The sequence below is a fragment of the Bradyrhizobium sp. HKCCYLRH2015 genome, assembly GCF_051168215.1.
In the GTDB taxonomy this organism is placed as follows: Bacteria; Pseudomonadota; Alphaproteobacteria; order Rhizobiales; family Xanthobacteraceae; genus Bradyrhizobium.
Map to the genome: position 1 here is coordinate 53,399 of NZ_JBNPUO010000007.1, position 17,414 is coordinate 70,812.

General features: G+C 64.3%; 19 protein-coding genes and 1 tRNA gene. 11 read left to right on the forward strand and 9 right to left on the reverse strand.

Features of this window, described 5'->3' with window-relative positions; all coding sequences use genetic code 11:
- The first annotated feature begins 237 nt into the window (after nt 1-237).
- Nucleotides 238-1,188: a hypothetical protein gene (locus ACQR1H_RS19045; protein ID WP_434908032.1), complete on the forward strand. Its 951-nt coding sequence runs from the start codon at nt 238-240 to the stop codon at nt 1,186-1,188.
- Between the two features lie 84 nt (nt 1,189-1,272).
- Here ACQR1H_RS19045 and ACQR1H_RS19050 read toward each other — a convergent pair whose 3' ends face one another.
- From ACQR1H_RS19050 to ACQR1H_RS19065, 4 genes are all read right to left on the reverse strand, one after another.
- Nucleotides 1,273-1,650, reverse strand: a complete 378-nt coding sequence (locus tag ACQR1H_RS19050; RefSeq protein WP_434908033.1) for a hypothetical protein — start codon at nt 1,648-1,650, stop codon at nt 1,273-1,275.
- A complete protein-coding gene (locus tag ACQR1H_RS19055; protein ID WP_434908034.1) occupies nt 1,634-1,792 on the reverse strand; it encodes a hypothetical protein in 159 nt (52 codons plus the stop codon). The genes ACQR1H_RS19050 and ACQR1H_RS19055 overlap by 17 nt, the downstream gene beginning before the upstream one ends.
- Before the next feature lie 140 nt (nt 1,793-1,932).
- Nucleotides 1,933-2,352, reverse strand: coding sequence for a hypothetical protein (locus ACQR1H_RS19060; RefSeq protein ID WP_434908035.1), 420 nt, complete (start codon nt 2,350-2,352; stop codon nt 1,933-1,935).
- A gap of 851 nt (nt 2,353-3,203) precedes the next feature.
- Nucleotides 3,204-3,440 (reverse strand): helix-turn-helix domain-containing protein, encoded by a 237-nt coding sequence (locus ACQR1H_RS19065; RefSeq protein WP_172182118.1) that lies wholly within the window; start codon nt 3,438-3,440, stop codon nt 3,204-3,206.
- A 232-nt stretch (nt 3,441-3,672) separates the two neighbouring features.
- On the opposite strand from ACQR1H_RS19065, the gene ACQR1H_RS19070 reads away from it, so the two are divergent.
- On the forward strand, nt 3,673-4,176 hold the full coding sequence (locus ACQR1H_RS19070; protein WP_434908036.1) for a hypothetical protein: 504 nt from the start codon (nt 3,673-3,675) through the stop codon (nt 4,174-4,176).
- Between the two features lie 293 nt (nt 4,177-4,469).
- On the opposite strand, the gene ACQR1H_RS19075 is transcribed toward ACQR1H_RS19070, so the two are convergent.
- From ACQR1H_RS19075 to ACQR1H_RS19090, 4 genes are all read right to left on the reverse strand, one after another.
- A complete protein-coding gene (locus tag ACQR1H_RS19075) occupies nt 4,470-5,705 on the reverse strand; it encodes a tyrosine-type recombinase/integrase (protein ID WP_434908037.1) in 1,236 nt (411 codons plus the stop codon).
- A gap of 161 nt (nt 5,706-5,866) precedes the next feature.
- Nucleotides 5,867-5,956 (reverse strand) — tRNA-Ser (locus ACQR1H_RS19080).
- 230 nt (nt 5,957-6,186) lie between these two features.
- Nucleotides 6,187-6,843 (reverse strand): outer membrane protein, encoded by a 657-nt coding sequence (locus ACQR1H_RS19085; protein WP_409997874.1) that lies wholly within the window; start codon nt 6,841-6,843, stop codon nt 6,187-6,189.
- Nucleotides 6,844-7,316: 473 nt separating this feature from the next.
- Entirely contained in the window at nt 7,317-8,456 is a 1,140-nt protein-coding gene (locus tag ACQR1H_RS19090; protein ID WP_316238515.1) for an ROK family protein, read from the reverse strand.
- A gap of 350 nt (nt 8,457-8,806) precedes the next feature.
- Here ACQR1H_RS19090 and rplU point away from each other — a divergent pair, with 350 nt between their 5' ends.
- From rplU to ACQR1H_RS19105, 3 genes are all read left to right on the forward strand, one after another.
- Nucleotides 8,807-9,190 carry a 50S ribosomal protein L21 gene (gene rplU, locus ACQR1H_RS19095; RefSeq protein ID WP_035648644.1) on the forward strand — a complete coding sequence of 128 codons (384 nt, stop codon included), beginning with the start codon at nt 8,807-8,809 and terminating at the stop codon, nt 9,188-9,190.
- A gap of 139 nt (nt 9,191-9,329) precedes the next feature.
- On the forward strand, nt 9,330-9,599 hold the full coding sequence (rpmA, locus tag ACQR1H_RS19100; RefSeq protein WP_315715952.1) for a 50S ribosomal protein L27: 270 nt from the start codon (nt 9,330-9,332) through the stop codon (nt 9,597-9,599).
- Between the two features lie 142 nt (nt 9,600-9,741).
- The gene (locus ACQR1H_RS19105) at nt 9,742-10,332 is read left to right on the forward strand and encodes a GNAT family N-acetyltransferase (protein WP_434888017.1); all 591 of its coding nucleotides are present in this window, start codon (nt 9,742-9,744) and stop codon (nt 10,330-10,332) included.
- Between the two features lie 162 nt (nt 10,333-10,494).
- Here ACQR1H_RS19105 and ACQR1H_RS19110 read toward each other — a convergent pair whose 3' ends face one another.
- Entirely contained in the window at nt 10,495-11,412 is a 918-nt protein-coding gene (locus ACQR1H_RS19110; RefSeq protein ID WP_315800680.1) for a DMT family transporter, read from the reverse strand.
- A gap of 201 nt (nt 11,413-11,613) precedes the next feature.
- Here ACQR1H_RS19110 and obgE point away from each other — a divergent pair, with 201 nt between their 5' ends.
- The 6 genes from obgE (at nt 11,614) to rlmH (ending at nt 17,398) form a co-directional block, all read left to right on the forward strand.
- Nucleotides 11,614-12,684, forward strand: a complete 1,071-nt coding sequence (gene obgE / locus ACQR1H_RS19115) for a GTPase ObgE (protein WP_315800681.1) — start codon at nt 11,614-11,616, stop codon at nt 12,682-12,684.
- Nucleotides 12,685-13,001: 317 nt separating this feature from the next.
- A complete protein-coding gene (gene proB, locus ACQR1H_RS19120) occupies nt 13,002-14,138 on the forward strand; it encodes a glutamate 5-kinase (RefSeq protein ID WP_315800923.1) in 1,137 nt (378 codons plus the stop codon).
- A gap of 74 nt (nt 14,139-14,212) precedes the next feature.
- Entirely contained in the window at nt 14,213-15,502 is a 1,290-nt protein-coding gene (locus tag ACQR1H_RS19125) for a glutamate-5-semialdehyde dehydrogenase (protein ID WP_316238517.1), read from the forward strand.
- 66 nt (nt 15,503-15,568) lie between these two features.
- On the forward strand, nt 15,569-16,192 hold the full coding sequence (locus ACQR1H_RS19130; RefSeq protein WP_315800924.1) for a nicotinate-nucleotide adenylyltransferase: 624 nt from the start codon (nt 15,569-15,571) through the stop codon (nt 16,190-16,192).
- A gap of 310 nt (nt 16,193-16,502) precedes the next feature.
- Nucleotides 16,503-16,859, forward strand: coding sequence for a ribosome silencing factor (rsfS, locus tag ACQR1H_RS19135; protein WP_315800683.1), 357 nt, complete (start codon nt 16,503-16,505; stop codon nt 16,857-16,859).
- Between the two features lie 56 nt (nt 16,860-16,915).
- Nucleotides 16,916-17,398, forward strand: a complete 483-nt coding sequence (gene rlmH / locus ACQR1H_RS19140) for a 23S rRNA (pseudouridine(1915)-N(3))-methyltransferase RlmH (protein ID WP_315800684.1) — start codon at nt 16,916-16,918, stop codon at nt 17,396-17,398.
- Nucleotides 17,399-17,414: the final 16 nt, after the last annotated feature.

The following is a 17,414-nucleotide window of genomic DNA, read 5'->3' on the forward strand; positions in this document are numbered from 1 at the left end:
TGGCTGCGCGCGCCCATGGGACGAAGCCCCGCGGACTACAGCGAGCGCTGCCAGACGGTTTGCTTATGATTGTCGCGAAAGGCTCGGCGAAAGAAAACATTCCCGCTGTTTCGGCCGGAAACGGGTCTTGATCCGGCGAGGCCACCTGGTCGAGAAAGTTCTCTTTGCGATCCGACGCCGACGCCGTAGTAATTAACTGTGCAGACGTGCAACCTTTCTTGGAGGCCTGTACGCATCATGAACTCATTGTTTGATAACGCGATTCAATCGTTACAGATCGGCATTGAGGACTACGAGCACAACGACCCAAAGCGTGCGCTTTCAGCCGTGCGGAACTTCTATGCCGGTACGCTTCTGTTGGCAAAAGAGGTTCTCGTGCGGAAAGCCCCGAAGGCCTCCGTCAAAGATGTTCTCGGAACCAGGTTCTCTCCGGTCCTTGACGGCAACGGTGGCGTGACATTCGAGGCAAATAGCAGAACTGTCGATTTCCACGAACTCGGCGAAAGGTTCAAGGCGTTTGGCCTGAGCATCAATCGATCGGCGCTCGGCGACCTCAACAACCTAAGGAACGACATGGAGCACTTCTACACCAATGCTTCCGGTAAGAAGGTTCGAGAAGCTATTAGTCGCGCGTTCCCCGTGGTGGTTGACCTGTTCAAGCATTTACGCGAGGAGCCCTCGAAGCATCTAGGCGAAGCTTGGGAGGTCATGCTGGACGTCAAGGCGGTCTACGATAAGGAACTAGCCGAGTGTGAGGCGAGCTACGCCAACGTCGACTGGAAATCTGAAAGCATGACCAAGGCACCTCGCATTTGCCCGCAATGCGAATCACGTCTTGTTCATTGTAAAGATCCGAACGTCACAGACCACGGAGAGGTCTATTCGACATGCCGGCAGTGCGGTGCCGAGATCAAGCCGCACGAACTGATGGAGGCAACACTCAAGAAGCGCTTCGAGAATGATAACTATTCTGCTGCTCTTGAGGGCGGCGAGCCATCTTTGTACAGATGCCCAGAATGTAGCTATATGACGTATATAATCACCGACCATGAAAATGGGTGCGCTTGGTGTCAGCTGGAGCTTGGCGAATGCCTGAGATGTGACGCACATCTGACACCAGACAATGTTGCCTGGGATACAAACCAGCTGTGTAGCTATTGCGATCACATTATGTCCAAAGACGATTAGGATGGACCAGAGCAGCGAGTTGCGCAGCATCCATTCTCGGACACTCCTCCAATCGAGATCGTTCTGGTTGCGGATCAGACGGGCTTATGTTGAAAGGAGCGCGTAGCGGAGGATGCGGGTGATGCCGGCGTGCCTCGTCGTCAGCTGGACCGGTCGGGTTGAGTCCGCCGCCAGCGGCTCGAACCCGCCATTCGATGCCGTCGCGAAGCTCTGGACGATCTGACCCGGAATGTCGCGCTCGCCTTCGCCTGCCGGCGTCAACTCGTAGCCCGCCTCGGTCAGCTCGTTGATGATGGACGATCCGGGCAAGCACTCGACGATGACGGGGTTGGCTCCGGGTAGCGATACAATCCAGCCGCCGCGTGCCGTCACCCATCTGTTGAACGCGGCGAACTCCTCCAAGCGGGTCTTCTTCGCGGCGACGCCAATGGGAATGTAGCGCGTCTCATCCTTGGGTTTCATGAGCGATCGCCATTACTGCGTTGACATACTGCTGCAACGTCTCCCGGAGCCCGGCCACGTCGCGCTTGGTGTTCTTGGGCAGAAACCGCATGGTCGTGAGCCGCACGACGACATTGGCGGCAAGGTCCTCGACGTCTCGCAAGGCGTAGTCCTGACGGGTGGGGATCGATCGCCCTTGCCCGCATCGAGGCGCGCCGGAGGAGGTCTTGTGTTGGTCTCCGAGATGCGCCCGTTGCGCTTGCCGCGCTTCTGATTCATCGCGTCCCTCCTCAAAAGGTCTTATCAAAAATTCTCGATACCATTCCTGATGAATTGCCGCAGGTCAGAACTGTATGTTGGAAGGTCTTCTTCTCGGAATCGCAGGTCGGTCCGCAGAAATTCGGAGTGATACGACAGGTGCAGCTTAAGGTTCTTTTCCCATTCATCTCGGTCGAATTCCAGCAACTCCTCGGCGGCCCAAAGAAAGTGGGCGACAAACCATTCGTACTTATCCTTATTGATAGACGGCTTCCCGTCAGCCAGATCGGGATACTGGACACACAGCTTCAAGAACTCGCGAAATGTTGCATTCGCCGTGGTCTCACGTTGGTTCTGCCGGTTGAGATGAAATTGCCGCCACGCGATCGCAACGGCAACCACCGCAACGAGCGCGGTGACGAGCGGCGCGAGCTTGGCCCATTCCCGAGCGTCATTGAGCGTCATGTTCCGCCCTTCCCCGGTCGACAAGAACATCGGTGGCAACAATTCTACCCCTTTTGCAGCGGCATGCGATGGGACGACCGTTAATAGTGCAGCGATTCTGTGCTGTCGAAACGAGGCAGCGTTGCATGGCCAGAGTAGCGACAGCAACAATAACAACACGGGGCGTTTACGGTTGAAGAGACAAAGGCCGCCGAGTTGATCAACCCGGCGGCCCCGAACCATGCCTCAGAAATGATGCTCTGCCCTCAGCGCTCCGGACCCCGCACTGGCCCATGGTGTGGGCGCTCGCTCTCGTCACTCGCGCGCTCGGCGTAGCATCGGCAGCCAACATGCCCGCATCGCTCATAGCCCGCAAGGCAGACGGCGTCGCTGTCGACACCCAAGTTGGGAGTCCGACCACCCGAAAACGGGTCCCATCTGCGCGGAACGGGTCCCCCTGGATACGGGTGTGGTGGCGGAGAGGGGGGAACAGATTCTCCGAGGAGGTTCGATCTAATACGGCCCTGCCGGTGGGATGGGTCCCCCTCCCACCCCCCGGAGGCGGGCGGCTGCCGCGGCGCGGCGGCAACACCATCGGCATCGATCGGTAGTCCGGTGTCCCGCTTCCCGAAGGAATGAGAACGTCATGATTTCAATCACGGAGTCCTGGGTTCGGCTCCCAGCGCGTTCACTCCCCGCGCATCGATTATCCCGACCTCCGACGTGATCCCGTTCCGAGCCACGCGATCCTGTTGCTTGATAGGTCACACCCGCTCCAGACGGTCCCCTACTCCCGGCGCAGTCCCTCGTGATGTGCGCGGGAAGGCGACGCCACGGGCCCTTTTCTCGAAGCGCGACTCGAACCGCAAGATCTACTTGCGACTCAACTTCCTAACCACGTCGACCGGGTCGAACCCCAGGATCTTCCCCAGCTCAATAAGCTCGACGACATCAATCCGGCGTTGACCAGATTCCATGTGGGTGACCCAGGACTGGTAGACACCCATCTTTTCAGCCAGGTCGACCTGTCTCAACCCTGCAGCCTTCCTGTGCTCGACCAGCATGGCGGCAAGCTTCTTCTGCAGGGGTGATGTGACCGTTTTCGGCATCTCGGCCTCACGAGGGGGCCAGAGACATAAAACGACTTTTCAGATACCGATAAATTCGGTATTCTACGGGGCCACGCTATTCGCTTCGCGGGGGCTTCAATGGGAATGCCGCTCCGTCTCACGCAGCGTGGCTGCAGGCGCGGGCGCTGGCGCGCACCATGACCAATACATGCAATTTCCCCTGGAATGAGTGTCGAGGGGCAAATGGACAACGTACCGTAAGGGCGAGGCGATGAATCCCACTACCTCTCTGAGAGCGGAAGAGTCGAATGCTCGGAATGAGCTTTCACTGGATCGGACGCCTGCAGCTGAGCAGCTTGATCCCGATTTTGCGCTTGTCCAATTAGACACGACCTTCATCACGCTGTTGTCGGAGATTTCTGCGTTAGAGTCCCATCGCGTTGATGAGCCAGAGCCCCCAGATGCAGAGAACGTCCGCTCGGACGACGCCAGCCAAACGCAGAAAATCGAATCGGTGCTGGCTCGTCTGGCGCCCATCGAGCTGGCAATCATGGCTACGCCGGCGCGGACGATCGTAGGCCTGGGCATAAAGGCTCGCCATGCAGCGCACGTTGTGTCAGAACATTGGGATGCGCCTATTGGGCAAATGGAATGGGATGCCCGAGTGGTTCGGCTCCTGATTGAAGCGATTTGCAAAATAGCCGACGTGCGGTTGCCGTTTCCGAACGACGCGTACGGCGCCTCTCTTGATTGTCAGCGAACTCCAAACTTGTGACCTCAGTCGCGCGAAAGCGATCCGTCGCCCGTAATCTACGCGCATCAGCAACGATCAAGACCGCAAGCATCCACTAAACTGATCCCCGTGAATGCGATCTCGGCGGATGTAGGTTCTCATGCTGAGTACCTGTTCGGGCTCCCGATGGCGAGCTTCATCGCGTCGCTATGCGCAATGTGCCGGCCAGCGTTGGCCTAGCGTATTGGACTGCTAACACTAGAGATCTGCCCTGCGAGCACCTTCTCAGTAGGCCGTCGAGGGCGAATGCGCAGCCAAGTATGCGAGCAGGCATTTCAGGCGCGCATCGAAATGATCTTTTTATCCGCGCCTCCGCTCGACGCACAGAACGTTGCCCAATCGGACATCAGCGATTTCCGCTTCTCGAACAGGTCGCCTCGGCGGTAAGCGGCCTCAACCTTGCTACCAATCGTGTGGGCGAGCGCCATCTCGACCACTTCATTTGGATAATTCGTGGACTCGGCGGCCCAATCCCGGAAGGTCGAGCGGAAACCGTGCGCGGTTAAGTCTGATCGTCCCATGCGGTCGAGCAGCGCCAGCATGGCCATATTGCTGAGCGCCTTGTCGCGCTTGCCGCCGGGAAACAGATGTGCGCCGCCCTGCTCTTTACGTAGCTTCTCGACAATCGCCAGCGCCGCTGCCGGCAACGGAACGCGGTGTTCCTTGGAGGATTTCATGCGTCCGGCCGGCACCGTCCAGACCGTGTCCTTGATTTCTTCCCCGCGCGCACCGATCACCTCGCCGGTGCGCGCGGCCGTAAGGATCAGGAACTCGAGCGCGCGTGCTGCGGTACCCTCTTGGCCGCGCAAGGCCGTCATGAATGCGGGCAGCTCATCGTACGGTAGAGCAGCATGGTGCTTGACCGTGCGCACCTTGGCGCGCGCGGGCAGCAGCTTATCGAGATGGCCGCGCCACCGAGCTGGATTTTCGCCTTGGCGAAAACCCCGCGCCGCCGCCCAATCGAGCACCGCTTCAATTCGACCGCGCAGCCGCGAGGCGGTTTCCGGTTTCTTTGACCACAACGGCTCGATAATTTTCATCACCAGCGCGGTGTCGATGCTGTGAACCGAGAGCGAACCGATCACCGGTTCGGCATACGTCTTCAGCGTCGAACTCCATTGCGCCGCGTGCTTGGCGTTGCGCCAGCCGGCGCTGTGAGCCGCCAGATACTGCTTGGTGCATTCCTTGAAATTCAGCGCGGCGGCGGCCTCAAGGGCAGCCTGGGCGCGCTGCGCTCGGCGCGCCTCGATCGGATCAATGCCTTCGTAGACCAGCCGTCGATACTCGGCTGCCTTCGCCCGCGCTTCGCCTAGCCCAAAGATCGAGAAGGAACCAAGACCCATTTCGCGGGAGCGGCCGCGAAGGGTGAAGCGGAAGATCCAAGATTTGGCTGGCGTGTTTTCGCCGTCGCCCGTGACCTGCAGATAGAGACCCGCGCCGTCGGCATACATGCCGGGCTTCTTGACCTTCGCCACCTTCAATGCCGTCAGGCGGCCCACCAGATGCGCCATCTTCGCCTCGCAGCCTTACCCACGATGCTACCCACGTCCTGCACGCGTTTACCCACGTTCTGGGGCGAACCGGCGCGGACTCCAGACGATATCAGATGCTAAAATTGCGGCGATTTTTCAGGGGGTTGGCGGACGCCAGCGAACAGATGCGAACGCTGGGATGGCGGAGAGGGAGGGATTCGAACCCCCGATAGGCTTGCACCTATGCCGCATTTCGAGTGCGGTGCATTCAACCACTCTGCCACCTCTCCAGGCGCAAATCAGGGGCGAGCCCCCGGGTCGGGCGCCGTTCTAGGGCACGATGCGGGGAGTGACAAGGCAGCCGGTCGAAATTTTCCGGGGGCTCGCGCAGGCGCGCCATTGCGGTCCGCTCGGGGAAGCGGACCGCACGCGGCGGCTGAACGGCTGCACCGCTCGCCCCGCGCTCCGACGGCCCCAGACTGACGCGGGCCGTCGAACCCGATGGTCTGCGCAGCGCCCGTCAGCGGAACAGGTCGAAATGGTAGTTCAAGCCGACCCGCACGGAGTGAATCTTGGCCGCCCGCCAGTCCGGCAGGTCGTCGTGCTTGAGGTCAGTGTAGAGATATTCGAGCTTCGCCGACCATTTCGGCTGGAACGCCCATTCGGCGCCAGCGCCCGCGGTCCAGCCCATCTTCATCTTGTGGATCGGCCCGTCCTTCAACTCGCCCGCCGCAAGACCCGCCGTACCATACAGCCACAGGCGCTGGTCGAGCACCGCGATGCCGGCGCGTGCGCGGCCGGAGGTGAGCCAGGGCATGCTGACGGCCGGATTGACGACGTCGCCCTTGCGCGAGAGGCCGGTGAATTCGAGATCGTTCTCGATGCCGACCACGAACATCGGCGAGATCTGGTAGTTGTAGCCGGCCTGCCCGCCGCCGATCACGCCGGACAGCTTGCCGCCATTGCCGCCGGCGGCGTTCGTGAAGGAGTCGTTTCCGGTGAAGGCGCCGCCGACATTGGCGCCGGCATAGAAGCCGGTCCAGGAGAACGGCGCCGGTGCGGCCGCATAGGCCGGCGCCTTGTAGGAAGTCGCCGCCAGGTCCGCCGCCTCCGCCCCGCCGCAGCCCAGCGCCGCCAGCGCCATGGCGGCCATCCCGTATCTCGCGCGTCCGATCATCATGTCCTCACACTCCATCCGGCGCGAGATTGCGCCGTCAAAATCCCACCGCATTCGGGACATTGATTTATAAACCGACTAGTCGGTTTGTAAATAGATCTGCGTGATATCGATGGCGATTTCTGCCTGCGGTCGGCGCGGCGGCCGGCGACGGGAGGTCAGGGACAAAGGTGGGACCGCCGTACGCTGACACATACCGGCGGTCCCGTGTCGCTACATCTTGGGGAAACCGACGGAAGAGACGGGGGTCAATCCGGCCGGCCTGAGCGACACCGGCGACCCTGGGCCATCTGCGCGTGCATCGCAATGCGAACCGTTCCTTAACCTAACCAGTCAAGGTTACCGGGTTCCATCCCATCCGACTGGTTGTACGGCGGTTTTCCGCACGTCCTGGCGCCGGGAGACACCCCTGCTGCAGCGCAACATTGCCATCCCGTCAGGCCCTGGCAGACACGGTGCGGCCGCGTCAATGCTCAATCCTTCTTCTTCTTGGCCGCCTTCTTGTCGTCGGCCTTGTCCTCCTTGGCCTTGTCGTCCTTGTCCTTGCGGCCGTTCTCCTTGCGGCGGTTGGTGAAGCGGGCATTGCCCAGGCCGGTGCCGATGGTCAGCACGCCCCAGCGCTCGAACTCCTGCATGAACGGCACCTCGGAGAGCCCCTGCACGACGCCGTCATTGTGCATCAGCACCGCGGTGTCGTGGTCGCCGATCATCGGGATCGCCTCGACCAGGCTGGCCGGCAGGTTGAACTTGCTGCTCTCCCAATTGCCCGGCAGGTTCTGCGCGCCCTTTTCGATCGAGCCGTCCTCGTTGATGACGCCGGGACAGGCGATGCCGATGAAAGGCGCAAGCTTGAGGCCCTCGGTGTCAGCCTCCTCGATCAGCCCCTTCAGCATCTTGGCGAGCCGCTTGACCGCACCTTCCCGCGTGGGCTCGTCATCGGCATGGCGCCAGAGATCGGACTTCCACACCGACGCTTTCGACAGATCCGGCGACTTCTTCCAGGCGGTCTCGACGACGCCGCAGCGGATGTTGGTGCCGCCGATGTCGACGGCGAGGATGCTGTCATGGGCCTCGAAGATCCACGACGGCGCCAGATGCAGTGCGCCGATCAGGCCGGCATCGTCGGGATGATAGCGGATCGGCTCCAGCTCGACGCCAAAGCCCTCGTCCTTGAGGATGATCTCGGTGCGCGCGATCGCCAGCTCGCCCAGGCGAGAGTCGCGAAAACCGCCGCCGACCACGATGCATTCGGTCTTGGCCCAGGCCTTGGTGCGCAGGAAGCGGCGGGTGACATGGGCAAGCTCCTGGGCGAACTCCTCGATCGCCGAATGCACCACGGCCGAGGCCTCGGTGTCGTCGCCGACCAGGATCGCGTCCAGCGTCTTCTTGCTGATGGTCTCGCTGTCCTCGTCGCCGAACGGGTCCTTGCCGGACTTGCGCAACGGCTTGCGCCAGCGCTCCAGGATCTTGCGGAAGGCGCCCTTGGAGGCGCGGTCGCCGAGGAAGCCGTCCTCGTCCTTGAGCTCGATGTTGAAGCTGTCGATCTCGACCGACGGCAGCCGCGCGGCGCCGTGGCGGGCGATGCCCGTGGTGGTCATGACGTCGTCGGCCATGTGATCCTGCCCTGTTGTACGTTGGGCTCGAACAACGGCGGAGGGAACAGTTGGTTGCGGGTCCGGTGCGCCGGGTCGAGCGAATAGCGGCCGGGGGGGCCGGGCATCCGTCCGGCCGGCAACCGTCCATTCACCTTGACTCGCCGGCTCACCCCGCTATAAGCGCCCGATCGACCGGCGCGGGCGTTCCTGCGCCGTTTGTTGTTGCGCTCTTTTCGGAGGCGTCAAAGCCTCGGGCGTAACTGCCGGCCCCGATCGGGCCGGACTCCATGAACCATAACGACTGAACAAGAAGCCGACCCGGGGCCATCGCGCTCTGAGGCCGGGATCGAACACGAAGGATGAGAACGATGTTCGCAGTCATCAAAACCGGCGGCAAGCAATACCGCGTCGCCCCGGATGATGTGCTCGAGATTGGCAAGATCGACGGTGAGCCCGGAACGATCGTGCAGCTGAACGAGGTGCTGGTGGTCGGCGGCGATACGCCGGTGCTGGGCATCCCTGCGGTGGCCGGCGCGTCCGTGGCCGTCGAGGTGCTGGACCACAAGCGCGGCCCCAAGGTGATCGCGTTCAAGAAGCGCCGCCGCAAGAATTCCCGCCGCAAGCGCGGCTACCGTGACGAGCTGACCTTGATCCGCGTCTCTGAGATCCTGACCGACAACGCCAAGCCGACCAAGGGCCCGCGCCCGAAGAAGGCCAAGGCGGAAGCCCCGGCGGCCGACGCCGCGGAGTAAGCGTGCCGGCGCGCGTCTCGCGCGCCGCACCGGCTTGAACCTCATCGCGCGTGGATTTTTTGTCCGCGCAGGTTGCAAATGTGAATGATCCCTTAGCGGAATCGCGCTAAAGGTGATCGCAAGAGATCGGAGACGAGCGATGGCTCACAAAAAGGCAGGCGGTTCATCCCGCAACGGACGCGACTCCAAGGGCAAGCGCCTCGGCATCAAGGCGTTCGGCGGCGAGCGCGTGATTCCCGGCAACATCATTGCGCGTCAGCGCGGCACGACCTGGCATCCCGGCCTCAACGTCGGCATGGGCACGGATCACACGATCTTCGCGAAAATCGACGGCGTCGTCGAATTCCATGCTCGCGCTAACCGCACGTTCATTTCGGTGCGTCCGGTAGCCGCCGAGGCTGCTGAATAGAATACGGTGGAACGATACGCGTCCGCCGGGTCCTGATGAACCGGCGGAGCGCCAGATGGCTCCAGGGGAGGCGGGACAACCGGCCTCCCCTTTTCATTTTCGCTGATCCGAAACTGATCCCGAAGCGTCGATGGAGCCCGACATGCTGCAGGACATCACCACCCCCACCTTGCGCGAGGCGAGACCTTGCGTCCTCGAGACCCCCCGGCTGACGCTGCGGGCGCCGGTGCTCGCGGACGTGACAGCCATCGCCCGGCTCGCCGACGACCGTGTTATCGCCGAGAATACCCGCCGCCTGCCGCATCCCTATTCGGAGGTCGATGCCGCTCGCTTCGTTCGCGGGCTGGAGCAGACGGGTGAGACCGCCTTCCTGATCGAGCACCTCGATACGCCGATCGGGATGGTCGGGATCAATCGACCAGCAACAGGCCGCGCCGAGCTCGGCTACTGGCTCGGCGTTGCGCATCGGGGCCGCGGCTTCGGCACCGAAGCCGCGCGCGCCGCGATCGACCATTTCTTCGAGACGAGCGAGGACAATGTGCTGATCGGGCACGCCCGCGTCAGCAACCCAGCCTCGCGCAACATCCTCGAAAAGTGCGGCTTCCAATGGACCGGCGTCGAGCTGCACCGCTTCGAGGTGATCGGCTCCTCCGCCCCGGTCGACGCCTTCCGCCTGACCCGGGGGGTCTGGTCGTCGCTGAAGGCCTGGGCCAATGCGGGGCGGCGGATTTAGCCGAGGCGACCGCTCCATCACTCGTGTCGTCCCGGCCTCGAGCCGGGACCCATAGCCACCGAAATCGGTGGTGGGATCACGCTGGAGCCATAGCCTTCTCCACCACAGGCCGCACGGAGTCTGGGTCCCGGCTCGAGGCCGGGACGACGGCGGTGAACGCCGCTACACCGGGGGATTCACCGCACCCTGTCCCTGCCCCAGGCTGCGTTCGCGCAAGTAGATGTACAGCCCCGCGCCGATGATGATGATGGCGCCGATGATGGTCGCCGGGTGCGGCACATCGCCGAACACGACGAAGCCGAACAGCACGGCCCAGACGATCATCGTGTACTGATAAGGCACGACGACCGAAGCCGGGGCCAGCTTCAGCGAGCGGTTGACGCAGAAGAGAGCGGTCACCGAGATGAGACCGGCGGCGGCGAACAGCACCAGGCTGCCGGGTGTCGGCGTCACCCAGCCGAACGAGGACATCGCGGCGCCGAGCAGGAAGGTCCCGACGAACTGCGACGACGCCATCACGATGTCGGGCGTCGAGCGCAGCGAACGCGTGATCAGCATCAGCACCGCGAACGACAGACTGCCGCCGAGCGCGATCAAGGCCGGCAGGCTGAAGGTCTGCGCCGAGGGCCGCAGCGCGATCAGCACGCCGCAGAAGCCGATCAGGATCGCGGTCCAGCGCCGCCAGCCGACATGCTCGCGCAGCACCAGCGCAGACAGCGCGGTGACGAAGATGGGGCCGGCGAGATAGTAGGTGATGACGTCGGCGAGCGGCAGATAGACGGTGGCGAGGAAGAACGCCGCCACCTCCAACGTCGACAGGATCACGCGCACCAGCTGCAGCCAGGGACGCTCGAGCTGCAGGAACGCGGCGCGGTTGCGCCAGATGAACGGTGCGAGCAAGAGCAGGGCCGCACAGGCGCGCAGCCACAGCAGCTGGCCGACGGCATAGGTCGAGACCAGGAACTTGCCCAAGGCATCGCCGAACGAGAACATCGCGATCGACAGCAGCATCAGGCCGATGCCGGCGAGCCGCGCCGAGCGCTCATCGTTGGCGGTGGAGATTCGGGACAGCACGCTCATGACGAGGCTGCCTTATCAGCCCGACCGCGGTGGCTCCAGCCCTTCCGCCGAAAGCGTGACGCAGCCCTGCCGCAACCCCTGCGCAACGCTTGTCCAAGTCGTGCGCAGCGCGGCTTTACCGCTCGAAATTAAGGCTTCGGGCCGAATTAAACCCATTCCGCGGTTGCCGTGGGGACCCGCCTCGCCTACGTAGGGCGCATCATGAAATTCCTCGATGAAGCCAAGGTCTATGTGCGCTCCGGCGACGGCGGCAACGGTTGCGTTGCGTTCCGGCGCGAGAAGTTCATCGAGTTCGGTGGGCCGAACGGCGGCAATGGCGGCCGCGGCGGCGACGTGATCATCGAGGCTGTCGATGGACTCAACACCCTGATCGACTACCGCTACCAGCAGCATTTCAAGGCCCAGAAGGGCGAGAACGGCATGGGCAAGGACCGCCATGGCGCCGGCGGCAAGTCCGTGGTGCTCAAGGTTCCCGTCGGCACCCAAATCTTCGACGAGGACCGCGAGACGCTGATCCACGACTTTACCGCGGTCGGCGAACGGTTCGTGCTGGCCGAGGGCGGCAATGGCGGCTTCGGCAACGCGCACTTCAAGTCGCCGACCAACCGGGCGCCGCGCAACGCCAATCCCGGCCAGCCCGGCGAGGAGCGCTGGATCTGGCTGCGCATGAAGCTGATCGCCGATGCCGGCCTGGTCGGGCTGCCGAATGCCGGCAAGTCGACCTTCCTGTCCAAGGTCTCGGCCGCCAAGCCGAAGATCGCCGATTATCCGTTCACCACCCTGCATCCGCAGCTCGGCGTCGTGAATTCCGACGGTCGCGAATTCGTGCTGGCCGACATTCCCGGCCTGATCGAGGGCGCGCATGAGGGCGCGGGCCTCGGCGACCGTTTCCTCGGCCATGTCGAGCGCTGCCGTGTGCTGCTGCATCTGGTCGATGCCACCTGCGAGCACGCCGGCAAGGCCTACAAGACCGTGCGGCACGAGCTCGAAGCCTATGGCGGCGAGCTGACCGACAAGATCGAGATCGTCGCGCTGAACAAGATCGACGCGGTCGACCCGGACGAGCTGAAGAAGCAGAGAGACCGGCTGAAGCGCGCCGCCAAGAAGACGCCGCTGCTGATCTCCGGCGCCACGGGCGAAGGCGTCAAGGAAGCCCTGCGCAAGCTCGCCGACGTCGTTGGGGAGTCGCCGGTCTCCAACAAGGCCAAGAACGCGGTCGAGAATGCCGCGACCGAAGAGCCGTGGGCGGCCCCGGTGCCACCGCAGGGCTGAGGCTCGAACCGAACCTTGCGCTGCGGACTGAGCCCGGCGCATATGTCGCAGCACCAAATTCGTATCTTACCTCTGAAGGACTGCCGACCGGCATTCGCTCAAGGTTGTTTGCAAGCGATCGCCTAGAGATCGGTGCACTCCCTCCCCCCTTGTGGGGGAGGGTTGGGGAGGGGGGTGCCCCGGCGGCGGTCTTGCCGTGTGGACCCCCACCCCCGCCCCCTCCCCGCAAGGGGGAAGGGAGCGCACCACCTTTCGTGGCGCCAGCTCCGCTCGATCTTGAGAGTCCGCCCATGGCAGCTGACTTGACCGAATTCACCATGGCACCCCGTCTCGAAAATTTCCGCCGCATCGTCGTCAAGGTCGGCTCGTCGCTGCTGGTCGATTCCGAGGCCGGCGAAGTCCGCGCCTCCTGGCTGACGGCGCTGGCCGCCGACATCGCCCGGCTGCATGGCCGCGGCTGCGAGCTGCTGGTGGTGTCGTCGGGCTCGATTGCGCTCGGCCGCAGCCGGCTGAAGCTGCCGCGGGGACCATTGAAGCTGGAGGAGAGCCAGGCGGCGGCCGCGGTCGGCCAGATCGCGCTGGCGCGGATCTGGTCGGAGGTGCTCGGCGCCCATGGCATCGGCGCCGGCCAGATCCTGGTGACCCTGCAGGACACCGAGGAGCGCCGCCGCTATCTCAACGCGCGCTCGACGATCGCCAAACTGCTGGAATGGCGCGCGGTGCCTGTCATCAACGAGAACGATACGGTCGCCACCGCCGAAATCCGCTACGGGGACAATGACCGTCTCGCCGCCCGCGTCGCCACCATGGCCAGCGCCGACCTGCTGGTGCTGCTGTCGGACATCGACGGCCTCTACACCGCGCCGCCCGCGCAGGATCCCAACGCCCGGCTGATCCCCGTGGTCGAGAGCATCACCGCCGACATCGAGGCGATGGCCGGCAGCGCGGCATCCGAACTGTCCCGCGGCGGCATGAAGACCAAGATCGAGGCCGCGAAGATCGCGACCACCGGCGGCACCCACATGCTGATCGCCTCCGGCAAGATCGAGCATCCGCTGGCGGCGATCGCCAATGGCGGCCGCTGCACCTGGTTCCTGACCCCGGCCAATCCGGTCACCTCGCGAAAACGCTGGATCGCCGGCTCGCTGGAGCCGAAGGGCACGCTGACGATCGACGCCGGTGCGGTCAACGCCCTGCGCGCCGGCAAGAGCCTGCTGCCGGCCGGCGTGATCAAGGTCGAGGGACAGTTTGCCCGCGGCGACGCGGTGGTGGTGCGCGGGCCCGACACCCACGAGATCGGCCGCGGCCTCATCGCCTACGACGCCGATGACGCCGAGCGCATCAAGGGCCGCTCCTCGCCTGACGTCGCAATCATTCTCGGCGTGTCGGGACGAGCGGAGATGATCCATCGCGACGATCTGGTGATCGGCCCGGCGGGCGTGGGGCCGGCCTAGAGCCCCGCCGCCGACGTTCGCAAATGGCCGCTTTCCGTGCTACTGGAGAGCCTTAATTCAAGGTTGAACCGCCCATGACCGCGCCTCTCAAGGCTATCGACGGCAGCGCCGATCTGCCCCAGCTGATGAACGATCTCGCCAAGCGCGCCCGTGCGGCGGCGCGTGTGCTGTCGCTGGCGCCGGCCGAGCAGAAGAACCGCGCGCTGGAGGCGATGGAGCGGCGGATCCGCGCCCGCGCCGACGCCATCATCGCCGCCAATGCCGAGGACGTCGCCGACGCCAAAGCGGCCGGCATGACCTCGTCCTTCCTTGATCGCCTGACATTGACCCCGGCCCGCGTCGCCGCGATGGCCGACGGCATCGCCGTGGTACGTGGCGTCGCCGATCCGGTCGGCGTGGTCACCGAGAGCTGGCAGCGGCCGAACGGCATGACCATCGAACGCGTGCGGGTGCCGCTGGGCGTGATCGCCGTGATCTTCGAGAGCCGCCCCAACGTCGCGGCCGACGCCGGCGTGCTCTGCCTGAAGTCCGGCAATGCCGTGATCCTGCGCGGCGGCTCGGACTCGTTCCGCTCCTGCCGCGCCATCCATGAATGCCTGGTGGAGGGCCTGCGCGAGGCGGGCCTGCCGGAGGCCGCGATCACGCTGGTGCCGACGCGCGACCGCGCGGCCGTCGGGCTGCTGCTGTCGGGCCTGAACGGCGGTGTCGACGTGATCGTGCCGCGTGGCGGCAAGAGCCTGGTCGCGCGCGTCGAGGCCGAGGCGCGCGTGCCGGTGTTCGCGCATCTCGAAGGCGTGAACCACGTCTATGTCGATGGCGCCGCCGACCTGGAGATGGCCAAGTCGATCGTGCTGAACGCCAAGATGCGCCGCACCGGCGTGTGCGGCGCGGCCGAGACCTTGCTGATCGATCGCGCCTCGCAGGACAAGATCAAGCCGCTGGTCGACCTGCTGATCGGCGCCGGCTGCGAGGTGCGTGGCGACGATGCCGTGCGCGCGGCGGATGCGCGGGTGAAGCCGGCCAGCAACGAGGATTGGGACACCGAATATCTCGACGCCATCATCGCCGCGAGGGTCGTCGACGGCGTCGATGGCGCGATCGCTCACATCCACGCGCATGGCTCGCATCATACCGATGCGATCGTCACCGACGACAATGCGGCCGCCGACAAGTTCCTCAACGAGGTCGACTCGGCGATCGTACTGCACAACGCCTCGACCCAGTTCGCGGACGGCGGCGAATTCGGTTTTGGCGCTGAGATCGGCATCGCCACGGGCAAATTCCATGCGCGCGGCCCCGTCGGCGTCGAGCAGCTCACCAGCTTCAAATACCGGATCCACGGCACCGGACAGACGCGGCCATGACGGCCGCATCCTGTGGTTGAGTCGCTCGAGCAGCAGGCGGGGGCAGCCGTGACCGACGCCACAGCCATGCGTCTTGCGATCCGCCAGGCGCTGCCGCCCTACAGTGACGGCATGCGCATCGGCCTGCTCGGCGGCTCGTTCAACCCGCCGCACCAGGCGCACCGCGCGATCAGCCTGTTCGCGCTGAAGCGGCTGCAGCTCGACCGTGTCTGGTGGCTGGTCACGCCGGGCAATCCGCTCAAGAACAATGGCGGGCTGCATGCGCTGGCCGAACGCGCCGAAGCGGCGCGCAAGGTCGCCGCCGATCCGCGCATCGAGATCAGCTGTCTCGAATCCGTCATCGGCACGCGCTACACTGCCGACACGATCGATTATCTGCGCCGGCGCGCCTCCCGCCTGCGCTTCGTGTGGATCATGGGCGCCGACAATCTCGCGCAGTTCCATCGCTGGCAGAAGTGGCAGCACATCGCGGCCCAGGTGCCGATGGCCGTGGTCGATCGTCCGCCCCGCAGCTTCCGTGCCCTGAACGCGCCCGCCGCACGCGCCCTGGCGCGGTATCGCATTCCCGAAGCGCAAGCCAGCCGTCTGGCCGACCGCGCCGCTCCAGCCTGGGTCTACCTCACCGGGCTGAAGCTCAGCCTGTCCTCGACGGGGCTGAGGAACCCGGACGGCAGTTGGAAGTCGTTCTGAATGGCCGCGCGTTCCCGTCGCGCGCGGCACCGGATATGCATGGAACTTTCCGTCCCCCGCTACGGTCCGAAGCGGGACGGCGTCGACGCTGTCGGGCCGGACGACCGGGGTACTGGATTGTTGAAACCATTAACCCCACATGCCTAGTATGGTCAGCAGGCCGGGTTGGATTCGGCCTGCGATACAGTGAAAGGAATGGTCCCTGACCACATCTGTATTGTCCCAGTCGGCCTTACCCAAGACGAAGGCAACGACTACCAAGTCGGCGACAGCCAAGTCAGCGCGTAAGACGTCGACCCAAGATGCGGCCTTGCAGGCGCAACCCGGCGCCGACAAGACCCTGCGCACGATCCTCTCCCGCCTCGAAGACATGAAGGCGGAGGAGACGATCACGATCGATCTTCGCGGCAAATCGGCGTATTCGGACTACATGGTCATCACCACGGGCCGCTCGAACCGGCACGTCGGGTCGATCGCGGAAAACGTCGCCAAGGGCCTGAAGGAAGCCGGCACCAAGAAACTCCACATCGAGGGCCTGCCCAATTGCGATTGGGTGCTGATCGATTCCGGCGACGTGATCGTGCACGTGTTCCGACCCGAGGTTCGCGAGTTCTACAATCTCGAGCGATTGTGGACTCAAGGGCCGAACCCGGCCAAGGCGGTCTAGGCGGCCCCACGCCGCGGCGGATGCGAATCGTGGCGCGCACGTGCTAGTCCGTGCGCATGCGCCTGATCGTGGTCGCCATCGGCCGGTTGAAGCAGGGTCCCGAGCGGGAGCTCGCGGAGCGCTACCGCGAGCGTTTCGACGACATCGGCCGAAAGCTCGGCTTTCGCGGCCTCGACATCCATGAAATCCCGGAAAGCCGCGCGCGCGATGCGGCGACACGCATGACCGAGGAGGCCGCCGCGATATCGGCGGCGGTCCCGGACAAGTCCGTGCTCGTCTGCCTCGACGAGCGTGGCCGGAATGTCGACAGCACAACCTTTGCGGGTTATCTTGGGCGCTGGCGGGACGAAGGCATTCCGGCTGCCGTCTTCGCAATCGGCGGCGCCGACGGACTTTCGCCCGATTTGCGGCGCAGAGCCAAGCTCGGGGTTGCGTTTGGCGCCGCCACCTGGCCGCACCAGATCGTCCGCGTCCTGCTGCTCGAGCAGATTTACCGTACTGCTACGATCCTTGCCGGTCACCCCTATCACCGCGCTTGAACAAGGGACGATGGGA

Bases quoted from the DNA above. Each gene is read 5' to 3' on its own strand.
- ACQR1H_RS19105 (WP_434888017.1), top strand. From the start codon at position 9,742: ATGCTGCAGGACATCACCACCCCCACCTTGCGCGAGGCGAGACCTTGC.
- rpmA (WP_315715952.1), top strand. From the start codon at position 9,330: ATGGCTCACAAAAAGGCAGGCGGTTCATCCCGCAACGGACGCGACTCC.
- ACQR1H_RS19090 (WP_316238515.1), bottom strand. From the start codon at position 8,456: ATGGCCGACGACGTCATGACCACCACGGGCATCGCCCGCCACGGCGCC.
- ACQR1H_RS19125 (WP_316238517.1), top strand. From the start codon at position 14,213: ATGACCGCGCCTCTCAAGGCTATCGACGGCAGCGCCGATCTGCCCCAG.
- ACQR1H_RS19045 (WP_434908032.1), top strand. From the start codon at position 238: ATGAACTCATTGTTTGATAACGCGATTCAATCGTTACAGATCGGCATT.
- ACQR1H_RS19075 (WP_434908037.1), bottom strand. From the start codon at position 5,705: ATGGCGCATCTGGTGGGCCGCCTGACGGCATTGAAGGTGGCGAAGGTC.
- ACQR1H_RS19085 (WP_409997874.1), bottom strand. From the start codon at position 6,843: ATGATCGGACGCGCGAGATACGGGATGGCCGCCATGGCGCTGGCGGCG.
- ACQR1H_RS19130 (WP_315800924.1), top strand. From the start codon at position 15,569: ATGCGTCTTGCGATCCGCCAGGCGCTGCCGCCCTACAGTGACGGCATG.
- ACQR1H_RS19110 (WP_315800680.1), bottom strand. From the start codon at position 11,412: ATGAGCGTGCTGTCCCGAATCTCCACCGCCAACGATGAGCGCTCGGCG.
- ACQR1H_RS19065 (WP_172182118.1), bottom strand. From the start codon at position 3,440: ATGCCGAAAACGGTCACATCACCCCTGCAGAAGAAGCTTGCCGCCATG.
- ACQR1H_RS19070 (WP_434908036.1), top strand. From the start codon at position 3,673: ATGAATCCCACTACCTCTCTGAGAGCGGAAGAGTCGAATGCTCGGAAT.
- rlmH (WP_315800684.1), top strand. From the start codon at position 16,916: ATGCGCCTGATCGTGGTCGCCATCGGCCGGTTGAAGCAGGGTCCCGAG.
- ACQR1H_RS19060 (WP_434908035.1), bottom strand. From the start codon at position 2,352: ATGACGCTCAATGACGCTCGGGAATGGGCCAAGCTCGCGCCGCTCGTC.
- obgE (WP_315800681.1), top strand. From the start codon at position 11,614: ATGAAATTCCTCGATGAAGCCAAGGTCTATGTGCGCTCCGGCGACGGC.
- ACQR1H_RS19050 (WP_434908033.1), bottom strand. From the start codon at position 1,650: ATGAAACCCAAGGATGAGACGCGCTACATTCCCATTGGCGTCGCCGCG.
- proB (WP_315800923.1), top strand. From the start codon at position 13,002: ATGGCACCCCGTCTCGAAAATTTCCGCCGCATCGTCGTCAAGGTCGGC.
- rplU (WP_035648644.1), top strand. From the start codon at position 8,807: ATGTTCGCAGTCATCAAAACCGGCGGCAAGCAATACCGCGTCGCCCCG.